Below are 25,097 nucleotides of genomic sequence, written 5' to 3'. Positions count from 1 at the left end.
CTAATCATTGACGTATAGCAAAAAAACAGCGTAAAACTTTCTGGATAAGCTCCTTTGGCAGGCAGCTTTGATAAACATCAGGATCTGGTTTTGGAAGATGATCTCTATGATTGTTAGAATCTTCATGTCATAGGAAACTTCGTCCTATGACACAAAAAATGCTCCGCGGAAAAGCACAGCGAACTATAAAGACGCTGTGCCTTCCGGGGTTTCTTCACCTTCATTTGCTTCCTCCATGGTGACAATCGGCTGGATGGCCTCATCGGTGTAGCGGACGCGCAGAACTGCCTGGGGCCAGTTAAGCTTAATGAAAGCTGTTTTCTGCCGTTCTTTTCCGGCTTTTTCGATTAGGTCGAGCAGTTCACGCAGAACTTCCTTTGTCAGATAGCCGCCGCGCCAGTGAAACGTCAGTGTTTTTCCTTTTTTGGCCGCCTGTAAGGAGCGCTTGTAAACGTCCTCTTGTTTGGTAAAGGAGAGCTTCTTTTCTTTATAATAGAAATGGTCGCTGTCCGTGCAGGCAGGCGCCGGGGCGATGAGCGGTTCGTGGTCGCGGAAGATCGCCTTGTCGTCGAGATTGAAGTAATCGTAGCGGATTTCCTCGCCGGTCTGGAGGCATTTGCCGAGACTGTTGTCGAAGGTAGCGTCCAGATGGTAGTACGTTTTCCCGATCTTGACGATGTTCCAGGTATGGCGGTATTTGATGCCCTTTTCAGGGTTATTGCCGCAGAGCGCGATCATGCACCAGATGCCGAGCGTATCACAAAGAATTTTGACCGATTTGGCGATGCCTCGCAGACGCCGACGCCCTGTCCCAGAGGTCCGATGATCTCATGGGAGTAGGGCTTTTTTAATTTGTCATAGTGAACGTGTTCGCAGATAAAATCGTGGATATAGCGTTCTTTTTCCAGTTCAGTCAGCCTCATTGCTGGGCGGGCAAGTTTTTCGACGCGGGCGCCATCGCTTTCTGATGTTCGCGGATCTTGCCCTTGTCAAAGAGGTATTCCGGTATCAGGATCAGATTCGGGGAATCTGGGTAATACTTATATTTAAAGCCGGAAGCCCAGAAAATCTCCGGGTGATCGAGCCGCAGTTCAAAAAATACATTGCTTAAATCCTTTCCCTCCAGGCGCGGAATCTGAAATTCGTCGGAGAGATTGGTAAGCCCCTGCTGCATGGCGCGGTAGGCGGCTTGCTGGTTCTTGTTCATGTGATTATAGTAAAATGGTTCCATTTTGATATTCCTTTGTAACTCTTTATATTTTAGTGTGATTCAGCCGCTTTCTCAATCTGCCCGGATTCCGGGTCAAACCAGACGCGATCGCCCTCATTGATTCCGGCATCATAGAGTGCCTGATCCGCGGTGCGTATCGTGTATTCTGGATGCTCTGAGAGGTTTGCATTTTCAGTTGTGTCCAGCAGACGGACACAGACCATCGTTTCCTGTCCGTCCGGGCGTTCTTCACAGCCAAAATCGGCTTCGTATATTTCTAAAACCCGGCAAAGACGCGGGAATGTTTGATTGCTGTTCATTGTGTATATGCCTCATTCCATGGGAAAATTCCTGTTTTTGTCTTTTTAATTTTAGCAGAAGATGATAAGGCAGGCAAGTAGAGATGAAGGGGGGGAAAATAAATTAAATGCGAAGCCACGGCAAATTCCGTTACTGGGCATGATGCGTGAACAGTAACGATGGGGCGGCTGGGAAGAAAAGCGGGAGGGGGAGAAATTTGAGGAGAAAATTGCCGGCAGATACTTGTAATTCTAATAAAAACAGGTAGAATAGAAGCTGTCTATGTCCTCGGGAGACGGACATAAAAGTTACAATCACGGGGGTTATAAGTAAATGGCAAAAAAGAAAAACAGCTTCAGCGGTTCGCTGGGGTTTGTGCTGGCAGCAGCCGGAAGTGCCGTCGGTGTAGGAAATATCTGGCGTTTTCCGTATTTATGTGCGAAAGACGGAGGCGGACTGTTCCTGCTGGTGTATCTGGTGCTGGTGGCGACATTTGGATTTGTACTTCTGACGACGGATGTGGCGATCGGCAGAAGAACGAAGGAGAATGCGCTGCAGGCGTTTGGAACGCTGCATCCGAAGTGGAAGTTTGTCGGATACCTGACGTTTCTGGTTCCGATGTTAATTATGACGTATTATTCGGTCATCGGCGGATGGATCACGAAATATTTCTTTGAGTATTTGACGACATCCGGCAGGGATGTGGCGGAGGACGGATATTTTACATCGTTTATCACGGAAAAGAATGCGCCGCTGATTTTCACGGGAATCTTTCTGGCGCTCACAATCTGGGTTGTATACAGAGGTGTGGAGAAGGGAATTGAGAAATTTTCCTGTTTTATCATGCCGGGACTGATCCTGTTAGTCATCGGAATCGCGATTTTTTCATTGACGCTTTCCTACACGGACGCGGATGGGACGGTCCGGACGGGAATACAGGGATTCCTCGTCTACGTGCGCCCGGATTTTACGGGACTGACGGTAAAAGGATTTCTGGAAGTACTGCTGGATGCGATGAGCCAGCTCTTTTTCTCACTGAGTGTGTCGATGGGAATTATGGTAACATATGGTTCTTATGTCAAAGATGAGATCGATTTGAATAAGGCGACCAACCAGATTGAATTTTTTGATACAGGTGTGGCGCTTCTGTCCGGTATGATGATTATTCCGGCGGTCTTTGTATTTTTAGGACGCGATGGCATGGCGTCCGGTCCGAGTCTGACCTTTATTTCGCTTCCAAAGGTATTTCAGGCGATGGGCGGCGCCGGTCATATCGTGGGACTTGCATTTTTCCTGATGCTTGGCTTTGCGGCGCTGACATCCTGCGTTTCTGTCATGGAAACGCTGGTTGCCAACTGCATGGAAGTGTTTGGAAAGACGAGAAAACAGATGTGTGTGATGGTCGGAATCTATTCCCTGATCACGGCAGTTCTCATTTGTCTGGGCTACAATGTTCTGTATTTTGAGTTGAAGCTGCCGAACGGTTCCACCGGACAGCTGCTTGATGTGATGGATTATATCAGCAACAGCTTCCTTATGCCGATCATTTCCTTCTTAACCAGCATCCTGATCGGATGGGTGGTCGGACCGAAGTGGATCGTGGAAGAAGTCGAGAAAAATGGGGAACATTTTTCAAGAGCAGGTATGTACAGCTTCTTAATCCGGTATATTGTGCCGGCTGTCATGCTGGTTCTTTTCCTGGTATCGACGGGGTTTATTAATATGCTGTAATGAAAAATGGTTTTAGCCGATTTTCACGGAAAGTGCGAGAATTGGTTAAAACCTTTTTTATAGAAAAATGCGTCCCATTATTCTTCACGGTCATCCGACTCGATCTCATAGGTATATCCGGCATTTTCGATCGCCTGAATTGTATCCTTGATGCCCTGTCCGCCTGCTTTTTTTATAGGATTCAATAAAAACAGGAATCTGTTCGGAATAAAACATATTAAAGATGTAGGAAAATAGGAACTATTAAAACCGATTTTATCATTTTTACCGGCTAGTGTCAACTTATAAAATTGTAAAAGTTTACAATCAAAACTGGACAATAGATCGATTTTTTGCTATGATAAGCAAGTTAGAAAAAACTAACTTGCAGGGAACGTGAAAACGAAGTAAACTAGGTGCATAGGTGTGAAAGCTAGGTAGCCTGATTGGATAGAGTGGAGAAACAATGCAGTATTTGTGGATAAATCCGGTTTCTGCCGGGATGTGTGAGGAAGATTCGCTGAAGCGTTTTTTAGAACGGCATGGTCTGACGCGGGTCGAGTGCCGGGGCGATTGGGGACGGATCGTCCGGGAAAGATATGAAGCTAGTCTGCGGGCGAGAGTGACGCTTGCGGATGCGCGCTGTCCGGAGGCGGTTCGGCTGCTTGAAGAGATACAGAAGGAGCCGGAAAACGAATCTGGAATTGAAAACCTGAAAGTTGCCCCGATCGAGCCGATTTTACTTCACTGTGCGCGGGAATTAAGCACGCGTCCGGATCTGGCGGATGGGGAGAAGATCATCACGACGCCATGCCAGAGTCTTGCGGTGCTTGGAAATTCGCTGGGATTTGAGAATACGCGGTTTATCGCATGGAATCGTCTGGCAGGCGGTGAGGTGCGCGTCCGGGCGATCGAAGACAGCCCGATTCCGCCGGGGTATTTTGCGGGAATCTGCCGGAAAGATGGACAGGCGGCGAAGGTAGAGAGTGTCAGCAGTCCGGAGAAAATCCGGGCATATGTGGAGAGCGGAAGCTGGAAGCAGGCGGATCTGCTGGAACTTTTGTATTGTAAGGATGGATGCCATCACGGGGATGGCGTGCAGACAGAGTGAGAGAAATCTGCGGTTCATGGAAAACGCTTGAGGAAGCGGAAAATGCATGAATTGCGGCAAAAGAATGGGAAGAATGAAAGAAACGAAGAAATTCAAGGATAATTGGCAGAAATACTTCGGTCCGGCGCTGGGAATCGGAGCGGTATTTCTGATCTGGTGTTTGGTCTGCCGCATGGAGATGGTCAGTGCGTATGTGCTGCCGTCCCCGGCGCGGGTGTGGATGAGCTTTTTAAAAATGGTGAAAACCGGGGAACTGTGGGGGGATATTTCAATCAGTTTCCTGCGTGTCATGAAGGGATTTGCGATTGCGTTCCTGTTTGCCTTTGTGCTGGGAATGTTCCGGGCGCTGTTTCCGGGCAGCAGCGTTTACTATGAGTATATTGTGCAGTTTTTCCGCAATGTCCCGCCGCTCAGCATGATTCCGCTGTTGATTCTCTGGTGCGGAATCGGAGAGATGACGAAGACGGTGATTATTGTGCTGGCGTCCTTTTTCCCGATGTACTTAAATATCGTGAAGGGATTTACCGGGTGCGATTCGAAACTTCTGGAAGTGGGCGATATGTTCGGCTACTCGAAGCGCCGCAAATTTTTCCGCATCATTCTGCCCTATGCGATGGCAGATATTCTGGTCGGAATGCGGATCGGGCTTGGCTATAGCTGGCGCGCCATTATCGGTGCGGAGATGGTGGCGGCGTCCACCGGGCTTGGACATATGATTTTATTTGCGCAGCAGATGTCGCGGACCGACAAGGTGATCGTGGGGATTCTGGCGATCGGGGCAGTCGGATATGTGACGGATCGCCTGTTTGGATGGATGATAGGATTTGTGCTGAAAGGATCCGGGGAAAATGGCTGGAATTGAACTGATTGATATTCATAAAACATACCTGGTGGATAACCGGGAGATTCCCGTTTTAAACGGGATCAACCTGTCGCTTCCGGCGGGGAGAATCACTGTGATTTTGGGGCAGAGCGGATGCGGGAAAACGACGCTTCTGCGGCTGACCGGAGGACTGGAGACGGCGGACAGCGGAGAGATCCGCTGGGAGAGCGCCCACAAGACGGCATTTGTCTTTCAGGAACCGCGCCTCATGCCGTGGTTGACCGTCTGGGAAAATGTGGTGTTCGGGCTTTCAAAAAAGGAGACAGATCCGGGGAAAATAGAGGCGGTTATCCGCACGGTCGGATTATCTGGATTTGAAAAAGCATATCCGGCACAGCTCTCCGGCGGAATGCAGCAGCGGGCGGCGATCGCGCGGGCGCTGGCGTATGAGCCGACCTTTATCATGATGGATGAGCCGTTTGCCGCACTTGACTATTTTACAAGGGAACAGATGCAGAAAGAGCTTCTGCGCGTCCAGCAGGAGCGCAGTGCAAGCATTCTGTTTGTGACGCACAGCATCGATGAGGCACTGATTCTGGGAAGCCAGATTTCGGTCATTGAAAAGGGCATGGTCAAGGCGCTCTATGAGGTCAAGGCGCCGCAGGAAGAGAGGAATCTTTTGGAGGATGAGATGATAACCCTGAAAAGGGATATTATAAATAATTTACATTTTATTTAGAGGAGGAACGATTATGATGAAACGATGGATGGCAATGGGAATGGCACTCTGCCTTACCGCAGCTTCCCTGGCAGGCTGCTCCGGTACAAAAGATGCGGCTGAGAGCACGCAGGCAGAGGCAGAAACCAGCGCAGAGGAGGAGACAGCGAAAGAATCTGATCTGGATAAGCTGACCTTTACGTATGTAACTTCTCCGCTCAATGTGCCGACGATCATCGAGAAAAATCAGGGTATTTTTGAAAAAACATTTGGCGATATGGGGATTGAGGTTGATTATGCGGAGCTGACCTCCGGGGCAGATCAGACACAGGCGCTGGCTTCCGGCGATGTGCAGGTTTTGTATGCGGTTGGCGGTACTTCGGTGATTCTGTCTGCAGCAAATGGAGCGGATATCAAGGTATTAAATATGTACAGCCGTTCTCCGAAGGCATTCTGTATGTATTCTAAGGATGAGTCCCTGACGACGCCGGAAAGTCTGAGAGGAAAGACAATCGCAGGACCGACCGGAACCAACCTGCATGAGCTTCTCGTTTCCTATCTGGCAACGGCTGGCATGACGATCGACGACGTTAACTATGTCAATATGTCGATCCCGGATGCAAAAGCAGGTCTGGACGGCGGCAGTGTAGACGTGGCTCTGGTTGCTGGCGCAACTGCTTACAATGCAGGGCAGCAGGGTTACCACCTGGTAGCCGACGGCGAAGGCCTGATTAAGGCGATCATTGCAGTGGCAGTGACACAGAAATTCTATGACGAGCACCCGGAGATCATCGAGAAGCTGGAAGAAGCACAGACCGAGATTGCTGATTTCATGGAAGAAAAATCGGATGAGACGATGCAGATCGTAGCCGATGAGCTGGATCTGGACACCGATGCAGTCAGAAGCATGTACGATCTCTATGATTTCTCTACCGAGATCACAGATGATGACAAAGAAGGCTTCCAGAAGACCGCTGATTTCATGTATGAATCCGGCATGATCGACGAGGCATTTGATGTAAAACAGTTATTTATTGAAAAATAATCAGTGAACATTTGAGAGGATAAACGATTGAAAAGCAGCTCCCGGAGTGTGGATTCCGGGGGCTGCTTTTACGATTGCATATGCAATTATGAAAATACGGAATGTTTACGCTAATACCTTTTTAATCGCTTCTAACAGCTCATCATACGTCTCATAAGCCGGAATCTGCGGATATTCTGCCTTGATCTCCTCCGTCGTGCGGAAGAGGAAGCCCGCCTTGCTTGCCTCAATCATGGTGAGGTCGTTGTGGCTGTCGCCGCTGGCGATCGTCTCGAAGCCGCAGGACTGGAGTGCTTTGACGGTTGTATATTTGGATTTCTCACAGCGCATCTTAAAATCGGTAATCTCACCATTTTCGCTGACAACCAGAGAGTTGCAGAAGATGGTCGGATAGCCAAGTTTCTTCATCAGAGGTCCGGCAAACTGGGAGAAGGTATCGCTGATGATGATTACCTGAGTGATTTCTTTTAATTTGTCTAAAAACTCCCTTGCGCCCGGAAGCGGATCAATTTTAGAGATCGTTTCCTGAATTTCCTTGAGTCCCAGTCCGTGCTCGCGCAGGATGTTTAAACGGTAATTCATCAGTTTGTTATAATCCGGCTCATCGCGGGTGGTGCGTTTTAACTCCGGGATTCCGGTTTCTTCAGCAAATGCGATCCAGATTTCCGGTACTAATACACCTTCTAGATCTAAACATACAATATCCATGTTTCCTCCTGTCTGATACAACGCCTGTCAGCGCTGTGCTCGGTTGAAAAATTTGCTTCCTATTATAGACGAAATGCAGGGGAAATACCAGAGAAATTTGAGAAAAGATGAAAGAATAGAAAAAAGTGCGTTACTGGGCACGTATGCGTGAACAGTAACAAAAGTGCCAATTATTCGCGGTGAGAAAGATTCAGAAGTGAAGAGTTGGCATCATATAGCAGCAGAGTGGTTATCAATAGAATTAAAAAATACCAAAAAAGGGAGTCTCTTTTCGTGAGCGAGAGACTCCCTTTTTGGCACCTATAGTCGGGTTATAATTTGATTTTGATGAAATCATTAGCAATGCGCCGGTTTATTCATTTCAGATCTTTTATCGTTTTCTGTCTTCGAAGCAGTCGATTTCGAAAACAGTACTTTACCGGAATGAACCACAATAATGACACCCAGAACCATCAGCAGAACCGCGATGATAAGCTGCAGTCCTTCTACCATAAAGACAGCGGTTCCGGCATTGTAAGCCTTTACCAGTGCGATGCAGCGCTCAACGAGTGCGGTGAAGGTAACGCACAGCATAACAACCAGCGGAACCAGCAGCGTGCGGTTTTCGCGGCCGGTGACGCGTAAGAAGACGCACAGGGTGATGAGAACCAGAGCGCTTAACAGCTGGTTGGCGCTGCCAAACAGCGGCCAGATGTTGGAGTAGCCAATCTGGGTTAAAATATAGCCGCATACCAAGGTGATAACAGTTGCAAAATATTTGTTGCAGAGAAGTTTTCTCCATCCTTCGGCGTGTTCCATGTCATCGACACTGAACAGCTCCTGGAAGGACATACGTCCGATACGTGCAACGGAATCCAGGCTTGTCAGGGCAAGTGCGGAGACGCACATCGTCATAAAGCACTGGGCAGCGTAAACTGGGATTCCGAACATCTCCAGGAATCCGGCAACACCGGAGGAGAAGATAGCAAACGGAGTACCGGTTGCAGGCGTGCCATCAGCGGAAGCGGCAGCACCGGCAACGCACAGAGCCAGGACAGCCAGTAAACTTTCCAGAAGCATAGCGCCGAAGCCAACTTTCGGCATATCCTTTTCATTGGTGATTGCCTTGGAGGAAGTACCCGAGGAAACCAGGCTGTGGAAACCGGATACGGCGCCGCAGGCAACGGTTACAAACAAAATCGGGAACAGGTCACCGGATTTCTCATTGTGGAAACCAGTGTAAGGCGCCAGGTTCATTGCCGGATGTGCGACAAGCAGTCCAACGACGGCACCGATAATCATACCGGCAAACATAAAGGTTGTCATCAGGTCACGCGGTTCCATCAAAAGCCACATCGGAAGAACGGCTGCGAGGAAAATGTAAGCGAATACCATGTAGGACCAGTTCGCCTTGGTGGTAATGAGCGGGCAGTTCATGCCGATGACGAAAGCAGCTACCGTGCAGACAAGTCCGAGCAAGGTCTGTTTCCAGCCATGGAACTGAGCCTTTTTCTGAATCAGTCCAAATACAACGGCAAAGGCAATGAACAGAAGGGAAATGCTTCCGGCTGCGCCGTTGACAGTTGCGGCAGCGGATAAGCTGGTCACGCCGTCTACCGTCTCATATGCATTGAATGTACCAGCAACCATGTCGGCAAAAGCGGCGGTTACAATTAAAGTAAAGAGCCAGCAGAACAGAAGAAACAGCTTTTTACCGGTTTTGCCAATGTACTGTTCAATCAGAAGTCCCATCGATTTGCCTTCATTTTTAACGCTGGCGTACAGGGCACCAAAATCGGTAACAGCGCCGAAAAAGATGCCGCCGAGGATGATCCAGAGAAAGACCGGAACCCATCCAAAGACAGCCGCCTGAATAGCACCGGTGACAGGACCGGCACCGGCGATGGATGAAAACTGGTGGGCAAATACAACCCAGCCATCGGTCGGAACATAGTCCTGACCATCTTCTTTTGTGACGGCCGGTGTTTTGGCGTTTGGATCAATGCCCCATTTATGGGCGAGCCATCTGCCGTAGAGCAGATAACCAGCCGCCAGACAACAGGCTGCGATAACTACGATAACTAATGTGTTCATAAAGATACCTCCATTCCCATAGGTCAAATGGTTTTTAGTGTCCCGGCAGTTTGCCGGAGTTTCGGGAGCGGGGAAACAAAAAAGCCTCCGTCCTCCTGAAACTTTTAAAAGTTCAAGAAGACGGAGGCATAAGCATCCGCGGTACCACTTCTTTTACCGGCTGTAAAGCCGATCTCTCAGCCATATCCATCATTCTGAATATGTTCCTCTTTAACGGTAGGAATCCGGACCGGACTACTGGTATCCTGCATGCGTTTGTCCGATCAGCTCACAGGGGATAATTTCCATCGGCGTTACTGTCTTTCATCGCCCGGCAGCTCTCTGAAAACGTGGAGAATTGGAAATCGTGTCCTGCTCAATGCTTTTTACAAGTACGAATTATAGACTTTTTTAAAGGAAAGTCAATCGAAAAAATAGCCGGAAGTTTGTGACAGAAATTTTACAAATCCGTCATTTTGACAAAAAAATCACAACTAAGAAATTTAACAACTGCTTATCTAGAAGTCTGAGTTACTGTTTACGCATACGTGCCCAGTAACAAGTCGGAAACATTCCTGTGTTAAAACTTCGAAAGAACTGGACACACCCTTATTTTGCTGTATAATAGGTAATTGTCGGTTCTTTTTAGGGCTGGCAATTACTTTTTATTTAAATTGGGAAGAAAAAGGGAGAGTTTTGGGTATGGAAAAAATACGTCCAATGTTGTTTACAACATTGAAGAAGTATTCCGGCGCACAGCTGATGTCAGATGTGGTAGCGGGTATCATCGTGGCGATCATCGCGCTGCCGCTTTCGATCGCGCTGGCGCTGGCTTCGGGGGTAGGTCCGGAACAGGGTATCTACACGGCGATTGCAGCCGGATTTGTGATTTCATTTTTAGGGGGCAGCCAGGTACAGATTGCAGGTCCAACGGCGGCATTTGCAACGATCGTGGCAGGTATCGTGGCGAAGAGCGGCGTGGAAGGACTGGCAGTTGCGACGATCATGGCAGGTATCATCCTAGTTATCATGGGATTCTGCCATTTTGGTTCACTGATTAAGTTTATTCCGTTTACAATCACGACCGGCTTTACCTCCGGTATCGCGGTGACGATCGTCATCGGTCAGTTGAAGGATTTCTTTGGCGTAACCTATCCGGCAGGCATGGAGACGATCGAGACGATGCAGAAGCTGAAAGCGTTCGCGGCTGGATTCGGAAGTGTCAACCTGCACGCGATCATCGTCGGCGTGGTGTGTCTGGCGATTCTGATCGTGATGCCGATGATCACGGAAAAAATTCCGGGATCGCTGGTAGCGGTTATTGCAGGTATTTTAATGGTAAAATTCCTGCCGCTGCATGTGAATACGATCGGCGACCTTTACACGGTCAGCAACAAGCTTCCGGCGTTCCGTCTGCCGGTGTTTAGCTACGATGTGATTCAGGGTTCCCTGTCGGATGCGTTTACGATTGCAGTTCTGGCGGCGATTGAGTCTCTGCTTTCCTGCGTGGTAGCGGACGGCATGATCGGCGGAAAACACCGTTCCAACACGGAGCTGGTGGCACAGGGCGCGGGGAATATTATTTCCGCCCTGTTTGGCGGTATTCCGGCGACGGGCGCGATCGCGCGTACCGCAGCCAATGTCAAAAATGGCGGCCGTACCCCGGTTGCAGGCATGGTTCATGCGGTTGTCCTGCTTCTGATTCTGGTAGTTCTGATGCCGTGTGCAAGCTGGATCCCGATGCCGACCATCGCGGCAATCTTGTTTATGGTTGCCTACAATATGTGTCAGTGGAGAACCTTCGTCCGTCTGACCAAGACGGCTCCGAAGAGTGATATTGCGGTTCTGGTGATGACCTTCTTCTTAACCGTTATCTTCGATCTGGTTGTAGCGATCGAGATCGGTATGCTGTTATCCTGCCTGCTGTTTATGAAGCGGATGAGCGATGAGACGGGCGTCAGAAGCTGGCTCTATGTCGAAGAAGTAGAGGAGCAGAAGCGCAAAGAGCAGGAAGTAAGAAAAGCGAAAAAAGCCGGAAAAGAGCTTTCAGTGGAAGAGGCACAGCTCTTAGCGGCAGCTGCAGAAGATGAAGAAGCAGCCATGAAAGAACAGGCACGTTTGCGGGAGATTCCGAGAGAACTGGCTGTTTATGAGATTACGGGACCGCTGTTCTTCGGTGCAGCAGACCGCATCAACCAGATTGAAACCCGCGAGGAGACGAAATGCCTGGTTCTTCGTATGCGTGCCGTTCCGGCGGTTGACAGTACAGCGATGAATTCGATGGTTGCCCTCTATGAGCGCTGCCAGAAGAACGGCGTTACATTGATTTTGTCCCATGTCAACGAGCAGCCGATGCACGTGATGGAGAAGGCAGGATTTGTGGATATGATCGGACTCGATCATTTCTGCCCGAATATCGAGGCAGCACTTGATCATGCGGACGAGGTGCTGGGGAAATAATTATGGATATCTATCGGAGAATGGAAGAAGTATTTAGGCGCATTCCGGACGGCTGCGTGACGACTTACGGTCAGGTCGCGCTCCTGTGCGGTGCGCCGCGCCATTCCCGCCAGGTGGGATATGCACTCCGCACCAACCGCCTGGGCGATGTCCCGGCATTCAGGGTGATTAATTCCAAGGGCTTTCTAAGCGGCGCGGCGGCATTCGACTATCCGGGACAGCAGAAAAAACTGCTGGAACAGGATGGAATACGGGTGGACTCCACCGAGGACGGCGACCGCGTCGATTTGAAACAATATGGATGGAAACCTTCGATGGACGAGGCAGAAGAATTGTATGCGTTGTTTCGGAAGTTGGGGATCTGAGTGGGAATCAAGGAAAATGCATCTGAATGAGATGTTGGTAAGCTAAAGAAGTGAAATGAGATGGATAAGATGGCAGACGATAGGGGCTGCATCTTATCCATTTTTAATAGACATTTCTGACCGTTTATTATTAAATTGCCTCCGCGATTTGCCGTGCCACATAGACACCGCTGGCAGATGCATGGGAAAGGGAATGGGTAATACCGCTGCCGTCACCGATGACGTAGAGTCCATCATGACAGGTCATCAGGTTGTGATCCACTTCCACCTCCATGTTGTAGAATTTTACCTCCACTCCATAGAGAAGCGTGTCATCATTCGCCGTACCCGGTGCCACCTTATCCAGGGCATAAATCATCTCGATAATACCGTCCAGAATCCGTTTTGGGAGAACCAGGCTCAGATCACCGGCAGCCGCATTGAGGGTTGGAACCGTAAAAGATTCATTGATTCGCTGCTGCGTGCTTCTTTTTCCGCGGATCAGGTCTCCAAAACGCTGCACAATTACGCCACCGCCCAGCATGTTGCTGAGTTTTGCAATACTCTCTCCATATTCATTGGAATTCTTGAAGGGCTCTGAAAAATGTTTCGCTACCAGAAGGGCAAAGTTCGTGTTATGGGTCTGCTTTGCAGGATCCTCGTAGCTGTGACCATTTACCGTTACGATGCCGTTGGTATTCTCATTTACCACAGCTCCCTTGGGATTCATACAGAAGGTGCGCACGTAATCTTCGTATTTTTCCGTGCGATACACGATCTTGCTCTCATAGAGTTCATCCGTAAGATCCGAAAAGATCTCAGCCGGCAGCTCAACCCGGACCCCCAGATCCACGCGGTTGGAATTCGTATGGATATCCAGATCCCTGCATACCTTCTGCATCCACTTACTGCCGCTTCGTCCGGCGGAAATGATGCATTTCGTACCCTCAAAGGTTGTATCATCGCTGTAAACCTTGTAACCCTTCTCGGTCTTCTCCACGGTTTCGATGGCACAGTCAAAATAGAAATCTACCTTATTCTTCAGATGATCATAGAGGTGCTCCAGAACAATATAATTAATATCTGTACCCAGATGGCGGACCGAAGCATCCAGAAGATGCAGGCCGTGCTGCATACAGGTTTTCTTGAATTTTGTTCCCGCAGTGGAATACAGCTTCGTGCCCTCCCCGCCAAAACGGAGATTGATTCCATCCACATATTCCATCAGTTCAATGGCTGTCTTTTTTCCGATATACTCATAGAGAGTGCCGCCGAAATCATTGGTAATGTTGTATTTTCCATCAGAAAATGCACCGGCTCCGCCGAATCCACTCATGATGGAGCAGCATTTGCAGTGAATACAGGACTTGATTTTATCACCATCAATGGGACATTTACGGTGCTCCAGCGGATGTCCTACCTCAAAAACAGCGATCTTTAAATCCGGTTTACGTTCCATCAGCTCATAGGCAGAAAAGATACCGCCGGGACCGGCGCCGATAATTAACACATCATACATATTGAAATTCTCCTTATTTTCCTGAAATTTTATTCCCTCTTTCTGTATTATAGCATAAATTCGAAAAAATAGGCAGCACGTCATGCGCTGCCCCGAAACATCATCCCCCATGTCGTCATGGCATCTTCCGTTATTATATCATCACCTCAGAATAAAGATTCTTTTATGGCTGTAACCATCAGCCTGATTCCCTTTGTAAAATTACCGGAGGTGTTTTCGAGCTTGATGACCTCTCCGGCGCTTCTTGGCAAAGGGCTGGCGCTGGGACTTATATCTACCTTTTTTCCGTTTGTAAGCTACACACTGGGACTCCGCCAGATGGAGGCAGGAAAAGCCTCGGTTCTGGCGTTCTCTGAGCCGATGGTGGCAGCTGTGGCTGGGATTGTGGTATTTGGAGAAATGCTGCGGGTTGGAAATGTGCTGGGCATTCTTTTGATTTTTACGGCATTGGTGGTGTTGAACAGCCGGAACGTAAAACGGTAAAATCAAGGGCTAATCGATAATGGAACTGTGACGAAAACACGGATCACAAATCTTAAACGGATATCCAACCGGCAGCATCCGTCCGCAGCGCTGGCAGCGGGCGATGTAGCTTTTTTTGCCTTTGGACAAATACTGCATGATCGTGCCTTCAGTGCGGCTGCGTTCCTGTTCGAGCCAGTCCTCATCGATGATCTTGTCAAAACGGTGGGAGAACTGGTAGTAGAGGTCGAGCTTGCGGTAATATGTTTCGTATTTCTGCAGCCCCAGCTTGGAGCCGGCGCCTTTGTCCGGGTGTTTCAGGCGCTTGTCCGCCGGGTAATCCTTGCAGTAGCGCAGCCATTGCAGGACAACCTGATGATCCTTGATATCGATGGGACAGCTGATCATGCGGTAGAGAATCCGTTTGTCATCGAATCCGTAGATATCGTCTCTGTGGCGTTCTGCCTGTGCATAAAGGCTTAAAATCTCATCGACGCTGACCTTTTCAAACGGAGGTGTCGGCTCAACGGATTTCCAGACTTTGATGATAACGTCCAGCGGCTCGTCCAGATCGAGGAGAATCTGCGGGAAACCGAGGCTGACTTTTTCGATCGGTTCCTCCTCCTGAGTAAGCTGTTCCCGGATATAGTCGAGGGATTCCTGCCCCATCGCATTGACGTAGCCGGTGTCAAAGAGTCCGAAGCGTCCGGCGCGTCCGGCGATCTGCTTGATCTCCGGTACGGACAGACCGCGCCGGGTGGTACCGTCAAATTTCTGGGTCTGTACAAATACGATACGCCGGACAGGCAGGTTGAGTCCCATGCCGATCGCGTCGGTGGCGACGACCACCTTGGTTTTGCCGCTGGTAAAAAGCTGCATCTGGCGGCGGCGGATCTCCGGCGGCAGGCTTCCGTATATAACACTTGCCTTGATACCTTCTTCTTCCAGACGTCCCGCCACATCCAGCACGGATTTTTTGGAAAATACGACGAGTGCATCGCCGGGAAGAACACTTTCCGGGAAGGAAAATGGCGTGTCCTCACAGATGAGTGCAGTTTTGCGCTGATAACGGCAGATGGCAAGGCTGTCGCCGCATAGATGGATCAGGTGTGTGACAGCAGATTCAGCGGCGGGACTCATGCAGACATGGATTTCGTGAGCTTTCAGCCCCAGAATCGCCTTTGTCCAGCAATGCCCGCGGTCTGGATCGGCGGTCAGCTGTGCCTCATCAATCACGGCAATATCGTATTCCTCCGAGAAATCTGCCATCTCGATCGTCGAAGCTGTGATCCGGCTGTCATCGTCGGCGATACACTCCTGACCGGTCAGCATGGTGCTGGGAACGCCGCAGTCGTGCATTTTTTCATATACCTCAAGCGCCAGAAGGCGCAGCGGACCGAGGTAAGTGCCCTTTTTCGCTGTTTTTAAGCGTTCCAGCGCGTGAAATGTTTTGCCGCTGTTGGTCGGTCCGATGTGGAGAATGAAACGGCGGTTCATCGCCATAGTCTCCGGAAATTCCAGCTCTGGGCGGGATGGGACGAGATCCATGATTTTATACTGGATGACGTAGCGCTTATAGATCTGGTAAAGCTCCAGAAGTGTCTGCGTGCAGAGCTGACCATCCAATTCTGTTTCCAGATAATTCAGAAAATCCACGGAAATATCATCGCGCTGGGCGGGCAGAAACATTGCCTCATCCAGGCGGATGAGCTGTGGCAGCAGGCTGGTTTCAATGAGCTTTGTGACAGCATCGTTGTGCGAACGGTACGCAAAATAAGCCAGATTTTTGATCTGGCGGTGCCATTCCTCCAGCGAGAGGCTGGTGACCTGTGTCGGTTTGGTGCGTTTCAGTGTTTTAAACAGCCGGTTGGTCCGCTCGCTCAGATCGCGGGGGCGGGAACTGGTCTTTCTTTTTTTCTTGCTTGCCGCCTGATACTGGCGGATATATGTCTGAAGAAGCTGGTTTGGCTCGATCATTTGAAAGTCTCCTCTTTATGTAAATATCCTGTCCGATAAATCTTCTGGTTTAAAGCTTCATTTGATATAGGAATGTTTCTATTATCGCAGAAGTTGCATGGATGTGCAAGAACGGGAAATCAGATTGCAGAAAAATATAAAAATATTTGATATAATAAGAACACTTAGTTAAAACAGAAAGGTCAACATTATATGGCATCAAACTATAAAACGGGCGCCAGCCTGAATTTAACTCCCTTCGAAATGCAGCTTCTAAGCCGCAGCCCCCTGTTTCGAGGCGCGGGCGAATCCGGAATCGGGGAGATGCTGTCCTGTCTGGGGGCGGAGGAACGCAGTTATGAAAAAGAAGAAATGATTTATCGCGCGGGGAATACGGTCACATCTCTGGGTGTGGTGATGCACGGAAGTGTGATGATTGTCAACGATGATCTGTGGGGCAACCGCAGCATTCTAGACCGGGTAGAACCGGGACAGATTTTTGCGGAGACATATGCGTGCGTGCCGGGGGAAAAGCTGCTGGTCGATGTGTTTGCAGCGGAGGTGACGGAAGTGCTGTTTTTAAATGTTGGAAAAATGCTGTCGCAGTGTCCCAATTCTTGCGGACATCACACGCAGCTTATCCGCAACCTGCTTGCAATCTCGGCGCAGAAAAACTTGCAGCTGTCCCGCCGGATCTTCAATACATCGTCGAAATCCATCCGGGGACGGCTTCTGTCGTACCTCTCCGATCAGGCGGTAAAAAATGAGAGCGAGAGATTTGATATCCCATTCAACCGCCAGCAGCTCGCCGACTATCTGGGCGTGGACCGGTCGGCGCTGTCGGCAGAGCTGGGGAAAATGCAGCGGGAAGGGCTTCTGGAATTTAGAAAAAATCACTTTCATTTATATGAAGAGGTTAGAAGCTTGTAGATTACAAACAAAAATACCCTGTCAGGAGCATTAAAATCCGACCGACAGGGTATTTTTAGTGAAAATCCCTATGGGTGTAACAAGACCGGCTGTCCATTCCCTATACTTTCCTGCACCGGCTGTTTCAGCATATCCAGAAATGCCTGTGCCGCCGGCGTCAGCGGGCGCATCGGGTTTTGCAAGACGAGGATCTGGCGCTTCGGGATAGGAATATTTAGGTGAAGCTGGAACACGCGGTAGTTGAGCAGGTAGTTCCGGGCAAATTCCGAGGGAACAAAGCCGATTCCCAGATTGTGGGAGACGGTCGGGGCGATCAGGTCGTTGGAAGAAACTTCGATGCTCGGGTGCAGATCCAGCCCCTGTTCCTCAAAGAGATTGTCCCAAAAAAGCCGCGTCGTCGTGCCGGACTCCATGCTGACAAGTGGGTGCATACAGAGCTCTTCAAGGGAGAGTGTGCGGTTCTGCAGCTCGGAAAAACGGTTTCCGGCGATGACGATGTCCTGGAACTCGGAAACCGGCATCACGTGAACCAGATCCAGCTCCTTCATGATCTCGTGGATCGGAGAAATGATGACGGCAAAGTCATTTTCCCCGGCCTTTAAGGAAGAAGCGGTGATCGGCGCAGAGTTGGAATGAATCTGCACGGTCACATTCGGAAAACGCTGCTGGAATTGTTCAATATAAGGAAGCAGAAAGAAGCGCATTGTCAGCTCGCTCGCACCGATCGAAACCTTGCCGCTCTGACTGTTCGTGTATTCTTTTAAAAGCTCTTCTGCTCGTCCCATCTGCTGGCAGGGACGGTTGATCTGGCGGAACAGGATCCGCCCTTCATCGGTCAGGGTCACGCCTTTTTGGGAGCGGTTGAAAAGTTTGCACTGAAGCATATCTTCTAAATTATGAATGTATTTTGTTACGGTTGGCTGCGTGAGGCAGAGATTCAAAGCCGCCTGGGTAATATTCTGGCATCGAGCCACCTCATAGAAAACCTTGTAGTAGTCGAAACTGATGTCCATGTATGTAGTTGAAATCCTTTCTGTATGTCGGACTGTTTCTGCCTGATTGAAACAGTGTTTATCTGATTTTATATCTGTACGTGTATTTACCAAATATAGTCACACTTTATCGTATTTTTCCAGAAATGTCCAGCCACAATAACGATTACCAATAACTATCACCATTCATTTTATCTATGGATATAGGAAAAAAATATAATTTTACCATTTGTATTTCTGGGAGTAAGATCGGGAACAGACGGGAAGAATGTGGAGACACAGGCGAAAACGTTACTGGGCACGTATGCGTGAACAGTAACTAGAACACGTGGCGGCATCGGGAAATGAAAGAAAAATAACCGGGGCAGCCGCGGGAGAACAACCCGGAGAGAGGAAGTGACAGTATGGGAGATCTGGGTGCGACCCTGATCAAGGAATTGAACTGTGAGACAGCCTTTACAATTGGCGGGATCGGCATATCAGAATCCGTTGTGGTTACATGGATCATGATGGCAGTGGTGCTCGTGGTTTCACTGATTGTGACGCACGGTCTGAAAGTTGAACATCCCGGACGCGGACAGCTCCTTCTGGAGAACGCTGTTACGTGGCTGCAGGGCATCGGCGAGGGAATCCTCGGAGAGGAAGGAAAAGGCTATGCGCCGTATCTGACATCCGTGCTGATGTATCTGGGCGTGGCGAACCTGCTTGGTATACTGGGATTCAAGCCGCCAACCAAGGATTTGAACGTCACGGCAGCACTGGCGCTGATGAGTATTGTGCTGATTGAGACAGCAGGGATTCGGGTCAAAGGTTTAAAAGGATGGTTAAAGAGCTTTACAGAGCCGATCGCCATCGTGACACCGATCAATATCATGGAGGTATTTATCAAACCGTTGTCGCTGTGTATGCGACTGTTCGGAAACGTGTTGGGCGCGTTCGTCATCATGAAATTGATTGAATACATCCTTCCGGTAGGGCTTCCGGTATTGTTCAGCGCTTACTTTGATATCTTTGACGGTCTGATTCAGGCGTATGTATTTGTCTTCCTGACAGGGCTTTTTATCAAGGAATCAATCGAGTAATAGAAGAGAAATAGAAAATTACAAAAAGGAGACTTTATTATGGGTACAATCATTGCAATCGGAGCAGGTCTGGCAGTCCTTGCAGGCGCAGGAGCCGGAATTGGTATCGGAATCGCCACATCTAAGGCGACTGAGGCAGTCGCAAGACAGCCGGAGGCAGAGGGAAAAATCACAAAGATTCTATTGTTAGGTGCGGCACTTGCCGAGGCAACTGCTATTTATGGTTTCGTTATTGCCCTTTTGATTATTATTCTTTTAAGCTGATACGATAGAAAACGAAAGGTGGGGCAAGGCTATGTTACGGTTGGACATCAACCTGGTTTTTACGATCATCAACCTTTTAATCTGGTATGCAATTATCCGTATTTTCCTCTTTAAGCCGATCAACAAAGTGATCGATAAACGGAATGCAGCCATTCAGGAAAAGTATGATGAGGCAAAAAAGATGCAGGAAGAAGCGCAGGCGGAGAAAGAGAAATACGCAGCCTGCCAGGATGAAATAGAAGTAGAGAAAAACAAGGTGCTGGATGCGGCGCGTGCGAGTGCACGTGAGGAAGGACGCCAGCTGATTGAAAACGCCCAGAAAGAGGCAGATAAAGTCATCCGTAAGGCGGGCGAGGATGCACGCCGGGAGAAGGATAAGATGCTCGAACAGGCGAAGCATGAAATTTTGTCGCTGGTTCTGGACGCGGCGGCTGGTTCGATGAACAAGAAGTCGGATGACAGCGCTCTTTATGATGAGTTTTTGAAGAAAGCGGGTACGACGGAGAATGAAGAAACTTGATGTCTATTTACAAGAAATAAAGAGGCAGAAGATTTCTGTCGATGATCTGCAGCATGCGGCTGAGATACTGGCTGCGACACCGCAGCTTCCGGCAGAGCTTGAAAATCCGGATTTGACCCGTGAGAAGCGGGAAGATCTGGTTCGTAGCCTGTTTCCGCTGGCAGTCCGGGGAATCATCGAGGTGCTGGCACAGGATCAGACAATGAAAATGATGCCGGATCTGATTAAGGAAGCGGAGACGTTTGAAAAGCCGGATAAATATCTGCGCTGTGTGCTGGAATATGTCAAAGAGCCGGATGAAAAACAGGCAGCCGGAATCCGGAAATTTCTCTCGGAGAAATATCCGGGACGGGAACTCCGGATTGTGAAGGAAGAAAAGTCGGAGCTTGGAAGTGGTTTTATCCTCCGGGTCGGAAGTGAGGAATATGACTGGAGCACGGAGGGAAGAAAACGGGCACTGGCAGATAAATTAAAGAATCTGGTAAAAGAGCCGGATTCGGGTGATTTCCTTACCCAGAAGGGAATCATCGGGATTCTGAAAGGAAATCTGGATGGAATCGACATTTCAGCCCGTGAGATCGGTACGGTCAGCCGGGTGGGCGACGGCATCGCCTATGTGGATGGAATCGACCATGCGATGTACGGTGAGATTGTGGCGTTTGACGGCGATGTGAGAGGCATGGTACAGGATATCCGGTCGAAGGAGATCGGCTGCATCCTCTTTGGACATGCGAACACCATCGGAGAAGGAAGCCGCGCGATGCGGACCGGCAAGATGGCAGGTATCCCGGTTGGCGAGGGATTCTTAGGGCGTGTTGTAGATGCGCTGGGCAATCCGATCGACAATAAAGGGAGATTGAGGCAGCCGGATACCGTCCGGTGGAATCACCGGCGCCGGGTATTATCGAGCGTCAGTCAGTTGATACCCCGATGGAGACCGGTATCCTCTCGATCGATTCGATGTTCCCGATCGGACGCGGACAGCGTGAGCTGATCATTGGTGACCGCCAGACCGGTAAGACCTCGATCGCGGTAGATACGATGCTGAACCAAAAGGGAAAAGACGTGATCTGCATCTATGTGGCGATCGGTCAGAAGGCTTCAACGGTATCGAGACTGGTTCATACACTGGAAAAACACGGGGCGATGGAGTACAGCATCGTGCTGGCAGCGACGGCGAGTGATCCGGCGTCCTTACAGTATATCGCGCCGTATGCAGGAACGGCGCTGGCAGAATATTTCATGCATCAGGGAAAAGATGTTCTGATTGTCTATGACGATTTATCGAAACACGCGGTTGCGTACCGTGCACTGTCTCTTCTGATGGAACGTTCCCCGGGACGTGAGGCATATCCGGGCGATGTATTCTATCTGCATTCCCGTCTGCTGGAGCGCTCGGCGCGGCTTTCGGATGAACTGGGCGGTGGTTCAATCACAGCGCTGCCGATTGTCGAGACACAGGCGGGTGATGTGTCGGCGTATATCCCGACCAACGTTATTTCCATCACAGATGGACAGATTTTCCTGGAAAGTTCGCTGTTCTTCGAGGGCATGCGCCCGGCGGTCAATGTAGGGCTTTCGGTATCGCGTGTCGGCGGCGCAGCGCAGACCAAGGCGATGAAGAAGGCAGCCGGAAGCGTACGTATCGACCTGGCACAGTACCGCGAGATGGAAGTATTTACACAGTTTAGCTCCGATCTGGATCCGGCAACTAAGGCACAGCTTACCTACGGCAGCGGTCTGATGGAGCTGTTAAAACAGCCGCTTGAGCATCCGCTCTCGATGGAAGAGCAGGTTGTGATTCTGTATGCGGCGACGAGCCATCTGCTGGCAGATATTCCGAAGGAAAAGCTGAAGACATTCCAGGGTGGTCTTTACGAATATATGAGAAGCTCCTACCCGCAGGTGGGCGATGCACTCCGCACGACGAAGACACTCAGCGAGGATATCCAGCGCGAGATTGCGAAGGCGGTGGGCGAGTACAAGGCAAAATTCCTGAAAGCACAGGGAAATGCGCTGGAGGCAGCCACAGCGGATGCAAAACTGGATAAGCAGTAAGGCGGTGATGGAAGATGGCAGGACTCAGAGAGATCCAGAACCGGATCCGGAGTATTCAGGATACGCGCAAGATCACGAACGCGATGTACCTGATATCTTCGACGAAATTAAAGAAAGCCAGAAAAGAACTGGCAGAGACGGAGCCGTATTTCTATGCATTGCAAAATGTCATCCGGCGTATCCAGAGGCATCTGCCGAACATGGAAAGTCCCTATTTTGAAAAAAAAGGGCACCAGTCAAAGAAAACGGGGCTGCTGGTTATTTCCGGCGATAAAGGGCTGGCGGGTGCTTATAACCATAACATCATGAAGATGGCGGATACATTTTTAAAGGATCCTTCCCGCGAGGTACATTTGTTTGTCATCGGTGAGACGGGGCGGCAGTTTTTTGCCTCCCAGCACATCCCGATTGAAGAAAATTTCCAGTATACGGCGCAGGATCCGACGTTTAACCGGGCAAGGTGGATTGCTGGAATACTTCTGGAACGATATTTGTCGGGTGATTTGGATGAGATCCATGTCCTGTATACAAGAATGGAAAATGTGATGCAGAGTGTGGCGAAGGATAAAAGGGTGCTTCCGATTACCAAGCCGGATATGCACGGAATGGCGATTCCGGTCGATGTGCGGCTGGAGGAGTTTTCCCTCCGGCCAACGCCGGAAGAAGCGATGAATGCGATCGTTCCGAACTATGTAGCCGGATTTATCTACGGCGCGCTGGTTGAGTCGTTCTGCAGCGAGCAGAATGCCCGTATGATGGCGATGGATGCGGCGACGGATAATGCGGATGCACTTTTGAAAGATTTGAATACGATGTACAACCGGGCGCGGCAGGCGGCGATCACACAGGAGATCACCGAAGTATGCGGCGGCGCGGCTGCACAGAGACGAGAACGAGAAGAGGAGATGAGAGTGTGATGGGAGAACAGGCGGCAGAGACAAAAAAGACCGAAACCAGCCTGCCGGAAGGCAAGATTGTCCAGGTTTCCGGTCCGGTTGTCGATGTGAAATTTGAGAGCGGTCCCCTTCCGGAGATCCGGGACGCGCTCACAGTAGAAAATCAGGGAAAGACGTGTGTGATGGAAGCTGCCAAGCACATGGGAAATAATATCGTCCGCTGCATCATGCTGTCGGCAAGCGAGGGCTTGAGCCGTGACATGAAGGTAACACCGACGGGAGAAGGCATTTCCGTTCCGGTTGGCGAAAAGACGCTTGGACGTTTGTTTAATGTTTTAGGTGAGACGGTAGATGGAGGAGAAAAGCTGGATGGTGAGGAGCACTGGTGTATTCACCGGGATCCGCCGCCATTTGAGGATCAGAGCCCGGTCGCGGAGATTCTGGAGACGGGCATCAAGGTTATTGATCTTTTGGCGCCGTATTCCAAGGGCGGAAAAGTCGGTCTGTTTGGCGGCGCGGGCGTTGGAAAAACAGTCCTGATTCAGGAGCTGATCCGGAATATTGCGATGGAGCAGGGCGGTTATTCTATCTTTACGGGTGTCGGTGAGCGTTCCCGTGAGGGCAATGACCTCTGGAGTGAGATGAAGGCATCCGGTGTTCTGGAAAAGACAGCGCTCGTGTTTGGACAGATGAACGAGCCGCCGGGAGCTCGTATGAGAGTTGCAGAGACCGGGCTTACGATGGCAGAATATTTCCGTGACAAAATGCACCGGAATGTGTTACTATTTATCGATAATATTTTCCGTTATGTACAGGCAGGTTCGGAGGTTTCAGCGCTGCTTGGGCGTATGCCGTCGGCGGTTGGTTATCAGCCAACGTTAGCGAATGAGATGGGCGAGCTGCAGGAGCGGATTGCCTCGACGAAAGATGGTTCGGTCACTTCAATCCAGGCAGTCTATGTACCGGCGGATGATTTAACCGATCCGGCACCGGCGACTACCTTTACCCATCTGGATGCGACTACGGTTCTTTCCAGAAAGATCGTAGAACAGGGTATTTACCCGGCGGTCGATCCGCTGGAATCCTCGTCCCGTATTCTGGAACCGGATGTGGTCGGAGAAGAACACTATGAGACGGCCAGACGGGTGCAGGAGATTTTGCAGAAATACAAGGAATTGCAGGATATCATTGCAATTCTGGGTATGGACGAGCTGTCTGAGGAAGATAAGCTGACCGTCGGCCGCGCAAGAAAGATACAGCGTTTCTTATCCCAGCCGTTCCACGTGGCGGAGAACTTTACCGGTGTACCGGGCAAGTATGTGCCGTTAAAGGATACCGTCAAGGGCTTTAAGGCAATTCTGGATGGTGAGATGGATGCGTACCCGGAGGCAGCATTCTTCAATGTCGGAACGATCGAGGATGTAGTGGCAAAGGCGAAGGCTTTAGAGAAACAGGAGGCGTAGGAACGGATGGCAGATTTTCATGTAAAAATCATATCCAGCAACCGGACATTCTATGAGGGAGTCTGCCACTGTCTGATCCTTCCGGCGGTGGACGGTGAGATGGCTGTCATGGCGCACCATGAGAGCGAGATCGTGGCAGTCAAAGCGGGAGAAATGCGTTTCCAGGCGACAGAGGACGGTCCGTGGGAGGCGGCAGTCGTCGGGCAGGGCTTCTGTGAGATCGCCAACAACCGTGTTATGCTGCTGGCAGATACGATCGAGAAACCGGAGGAGATCGACCGGATCCGGGCGCAGGAGGCATTAGAGCGTGCGAAAGAGCGGCTGCGCCAGAAACAGAGTATTTCCGAGTATTACAGCACCCGTGCGGCGATGGCGAGAGCGCTGGTTCGTCTGAAAGAGACGGAAAAATTTGTGGACTAGGTGCGTTAGAGGCGGATTTGAGCCTGATGTAATTTTGTGGCAGATGCGGTTCAG

24 protein-coding genes, 1 pseudogene and 1 other annotated feature are annotated in these 25,097 nt (G+C 50.0%); of the genes and pseudogenes, 16 read left to right on the top strand and 9 right to left on the bottom strand.

Annotated features, from left to right (window positions below; all coding sequences use genetic code 11):
• Window positions 1-183: 183 nt before the first annotated feature.
• The 4 genes from DWX76_RS14920 to DWX76_RS04605 are packed head-to-tail and all read right to left on the bottom strand — an operon-like array spanning window position 184 to window position 1,530.
• Window positions 184-738, bottom strand: a complete 555-nt coding sequence (locus tag DWX76_RS14920; RefSeq protein WP_412693989.1) for a hypothetical protein — start codon at window positions 736-738, stop codon at window positions 184-186.
• Window positions 735-923: a hypothetical protein gene (locus DWX76_RS14915; RefSeq protein WP_412693988.1), complete on the bottom strand. Its 189-nt coding sequence runs from the start codon at window positions 921-923 to the stop codon at window positions 735-737. Before DWX76_RS14915 ends, DWX76_RS14920 begins: the two co-directional genes overlap by 4 nt.
• Window positions 920-1,231 (bottom strand): hypothetical protein, encoded by a 312-nt coding sequence (locus DWX76_RS14910; protein WP_412693790.1) that lies wholly within the window; start codon window positions 1,229-1,231, stop codon window positions 920-922. Before DWX76_RS14910 ends, DWX76_RS14915 begins: the two co-directional genes overlap by 4 nt.
• Before the next feature lie 29 nt (window positions 1,232-1,260).
• Window positions 1,261-1,530, bottom strand: coding sequence for a hypothetical protein (locus DWX76_RS04605; RefSeq protein WP_118570193.1), 270 nt, complete (start codon window positions 1,528-1,530; stop codon window positions 1,261-1,263).
• A 313-nt stretch (window positions 1,531-1,843) separates the two neighbouring features.
• Here DWX76_RS04605 and DWX76_RS04600 point away from each other — a divergent pair, with 313 nt between their 5' ends.
• The 5 genes from DWX76_RS04600 (at window position 1,844) to DWX76_RS04580 (ending at window position 6,917) form a co-directional block, all read left to right on the top strand.
• Window positions 1,844-3,241, top strand: a complete 1,398-nt coding sequence (locus tag DWX76_RS04600; protein ID WP_118524520.1) for a sodium-dependent transporter — start codon at window positions 1,844-1,846, stop codon at window positions 3,239-3,241.
• A 445-nt stretch (window positions 3,242-3,686) separates the two neighbouring features.
• Complete coding sequence (locus DWX76_RS04595; protein ID WP_118570192.1) at window positions 3,687-4,331, top strand: hypothetical protein; 645 nt, start codon at window positions 3,687-3,689, stop codon at window positions 4,329-4,331.
• Between the two features lie 46 nt (window positions 4,332-4,377).
• On the top strand, window positions 4,378-5,193 hold the full coding sequence (locus DWX76_RS04590; RefSeq protein WP_243022450.1) for an ABC transporter permease: 816 nt from the start codon (window positions 4,378-4,380) through the stop codon (window positions 5,191-5,193).
• Window positions 5,180-5,893: an ABC transporter ATP-binding protein gene (locus DWX76_RS04585; RefSeq protein WP_118570191.1), complete on the top strand. Its 714-nt coding sequence runs from the start codon at window positions 5,180-5,182 to the stop codon at window positions 5,891-5,893. Before DWX76_RS04590 ends, DWX76_RS04585 begins: the two co-directional genes overlap by 14 nt.
• 13 nt (window positions 5,894-5,906) lie before the next feature.
• Entirely contained in the window at window positions 5,907-6,917 is a 1,011-nt protein-coding gene (locus tag DWX76_RS04580; protein WP_333493378.1) for an NrtA/SsuA/CpmA family ABC transporter substrate-binding protein, read from the top strand.
• A gap of 105 nt (window positions 6,918-7,022) precedes the next feature.
• Here DWX76_RS04580 and thrH read toward each other — a convergent pair whose 3' ends face one another.
• The gene (gene thrH / locus DWX76_RS04575) at window positions 7,023-7,625 is read right to left on the bottom strand and encodes a bifunctional phosphoserine phosphatase/homoserine phosphotransferase ThrH (protein WP_118522639.1); all 603 of its coding nucleotides are present in this window, start codon (window positions 7,623-7,625) and stop codon (window positions 7,023-7,025) included.
• 336 nt (window positions 7,626-7,961) lie between these two features.
• A complete protein-coding gene (locus DWX76_RS04570) occupies window positions 7,962-9,698 on the bottom strand; it encodes a carbon starvation protein A (protein WP_117796188.1) in 1,737 nt (578 codons plus the stop codon).
• Between the two features lie 113 nt (window positions 9,699-9,811).
• Window positions 9,812-10,066, bottom strand: a binding site (T-box leader).
• Window positions 10,067-10,379: 313 nt separating this feature from the next.
• On the opposite strand from DWX76_RS04570, the gene DWX76_RS04565 reads away from it, so the two are divergent.
• Window positions 10,380-12,137: a SulP family inorganic anion transporter gene (locus DWX76_RS04565; protein ID WP_118522638.1), complete on the top strand. Its 1,758-nt coding sequence runs from the start codon at window positions 10,380-10,382 to the stop codon at window positions 12,135-12,137.
• Window positions 12,138-12,139: 2 nt separating this feature from the next.
• On the top strand, window positions 12,140-12,502 hold the full coding sequence (locus DWX76_RS04560; RefSeq protein ID WP_022359068.1) for an MGMT family protein: 363 nt from the start codon (window positions 12,140-12,142) through the stop codon (window positions 12,500-12,502).
• A gap of 130 nt (window positions 12,503-12,632) precedes the next feature.
• On the opposite strand, the gene DWX76_RS04555 is transcribed toward DWX76_RS04560, so the two are convergent.
• Entirely contained in the window at window positions 12,633-14,000 is a 1,368-nt protein-coding gene (locus tag DWX76_RS04555) for an NAD(P)/FAD-dependent oxidoreductase (protein ID WP_118570190.1), read from the bottom strand.
• Window positions 14,001-14,165: 165 nt separating this feature from the next.
• On the opposite strand from DWX76_RS04555, the gene DWX76_RS04550 reads away from it, so the two are divergent.
• Window positions 14,166-14,483: an EamA family transporter gene (locus DWX76_RS04550; RefSeq protein WP_182429725.1), complete on the top strand. Its 318-nt coding sequence runs from the start codon at window positions 14,166-14,168 to the stop codon at window positions 14,481-14,483.
• A 9-nt stretch (window positions 14,484-14,492) separates the two neighbouring features.
• Here DWX76_RS04550 and DWX76_RS04545 read toward each other — a convergent pair whose 3' ends face one another.
• Entirely contained in the window at window positions 14,493-16,439 is a 1,947-nt protein-coding gene (locus DWX76_RS04545) for an SUV3 family DEAD/DEAH box RNA helicase (protein WP_118570188.1), read from the bottom strand.
• A 243-nt stretch (window positions 16,440-16,682) separates the two neighbouring features.
• On the opposite strand from DWX76_RS04545, the gene DWX76_RS04540 reads away from it, so the two are divergent.
• The gene (locus DWX76_RS04540; protein WP_181357208.1) at window positions 16,683-17,348 is read left to right on the top strand and encodes a Crp/Fnr family transcriptional regulator; all 666 of its coding nucleotides are present in this window, start codon (window positions 16,683-16,685) and stop codon (window positions 17,346-17,348) included.
• 68 nt (window positions 17,349-17,416) lie between these two features.
• Here the strand turns inward: DWX76_RS04540 and DWX76_RS04535 are convergent, their stop codons facing one another.
• Window positions 17,417-18,361 carry a LysR family transcriptional regulator gene (locus DWX76_RS04535; protein WP_118293481.1) on the bottom strand — a complete coding sequence of 315 codons (945 nt, stop codon included), beginning with the start codon at window positions 18,359-18,361 and terminating at the stop codon, window positions 17,417-17,419.
• A gap of 383 nt (window positions 18,362-18,744) precedes the next feature.
• On the opposite strand from DWX76_RS04535, the gene DWX76_RS04530 reads away from it, so the two are divergent.
• The 7 genes and pseudogenes from DWX76_RS04530 (at window position 18,745) to atpC (ending at window position 25,043) form a co-directional block, all read left to right on the top strand.
• Window positions 18,745-19,422, top strand: a complete 678-nt coding sequence (locus DWX76_RS04530) for a F0F1 ATP synthase subunit A (RefSeq protein WP_107000520.1) — start codon at window positions 18,745-18,747, stop codon at window positions 19,420-19,422.
• Window positions 19,423-19,461: 39 nt separating this feature from the next.
• Complete coding sequence (gene atpE / locus DWX76_RS04525; protein ID WP_022359062.1) at window positions 19,462-19,686, top strand: ATP synthase F0 subunit C; 225 nt, start codon at window positions 19,462-19,464, stop codon at window positions 19,684-19,686.
• A 31-nt stretch (window positions 19,687-19,717) separates the two neighbouring features.
• The gene (locus DWX76_RS04520) at window positions 19,718-20,206 is read left to right on the top strand and encodes an ATP synthase F0 subunit B (protein WP_118491621.1); all 489 of its coding nucleotides are present in this window, start codon (window positions 19,718-19,720) and stop codon (window positions 20,204-20,206) included.
• Window positions 20,193-22,264: pseudogene (gene atpA, locus DWX76_RS04515) on the top strand (F0F1 ATP synthase subunit alpha). Before DWX76_RS04520 ends, atpA begins: the two are co-directional and overlap by 14 nt.
• Before the next feature lie 14 nt (window positions 22,265-22,278).
• Window positions 22,279-23,181, top strand: a complete 903-nt coding sequence (gene atpG / locus DWX76_RS04510) for an ATP synthase F1 subunit gamma (protein WP_118570187.1) — start codon at window positions 22,279-22,281, stop codon at window positions 23,179-23,181.
• 41 nt (window positions 23,182-23,222) lie between these two features.
• Window positions 23,223-24,623 carry a F0F1 ATP synthase subunit beta gene (gene atpD / locus DWX76_RS04505; protein ID WP_107000980.1) on the top strand — a complete coding sequence of 467 codons (1,401 nt, stop codon included), beginning with the start codon at window positions 23,223-23,225 and terminating at the stop codon, window positions 24,621-24,623.
• 6 nt (window positions 24,624-24,629) lie between these two features.
• Window positions 24,630-25,043, top strand: a complete 414-nt coding sequence (gene atpC, locus DWX76_RS04500; RefSeq protein WP_022359057.1) for an ATP synthase F1 subunit epsilon — start codon at window positions 24,630-24,632, stop codon at window positions 25,041-25,043.
• Window positions 25,044-25,097: the final 54 nt, after the last annotated feature.

The sequence above is a fragment of the Clostridium sp. AF21-20LB genome (genome assembly GCF_003478795.1).
In the GTDB taxonomy this organism is placed as follows: Bacteria; Bacillota; Clostridia; order Lachnospirales; family Lachnospiraceae; genus Otoolea; species Otoolea fessa.
This window is presented reverse-complemented; position numbering and strand designations above follow the sequence as displayed.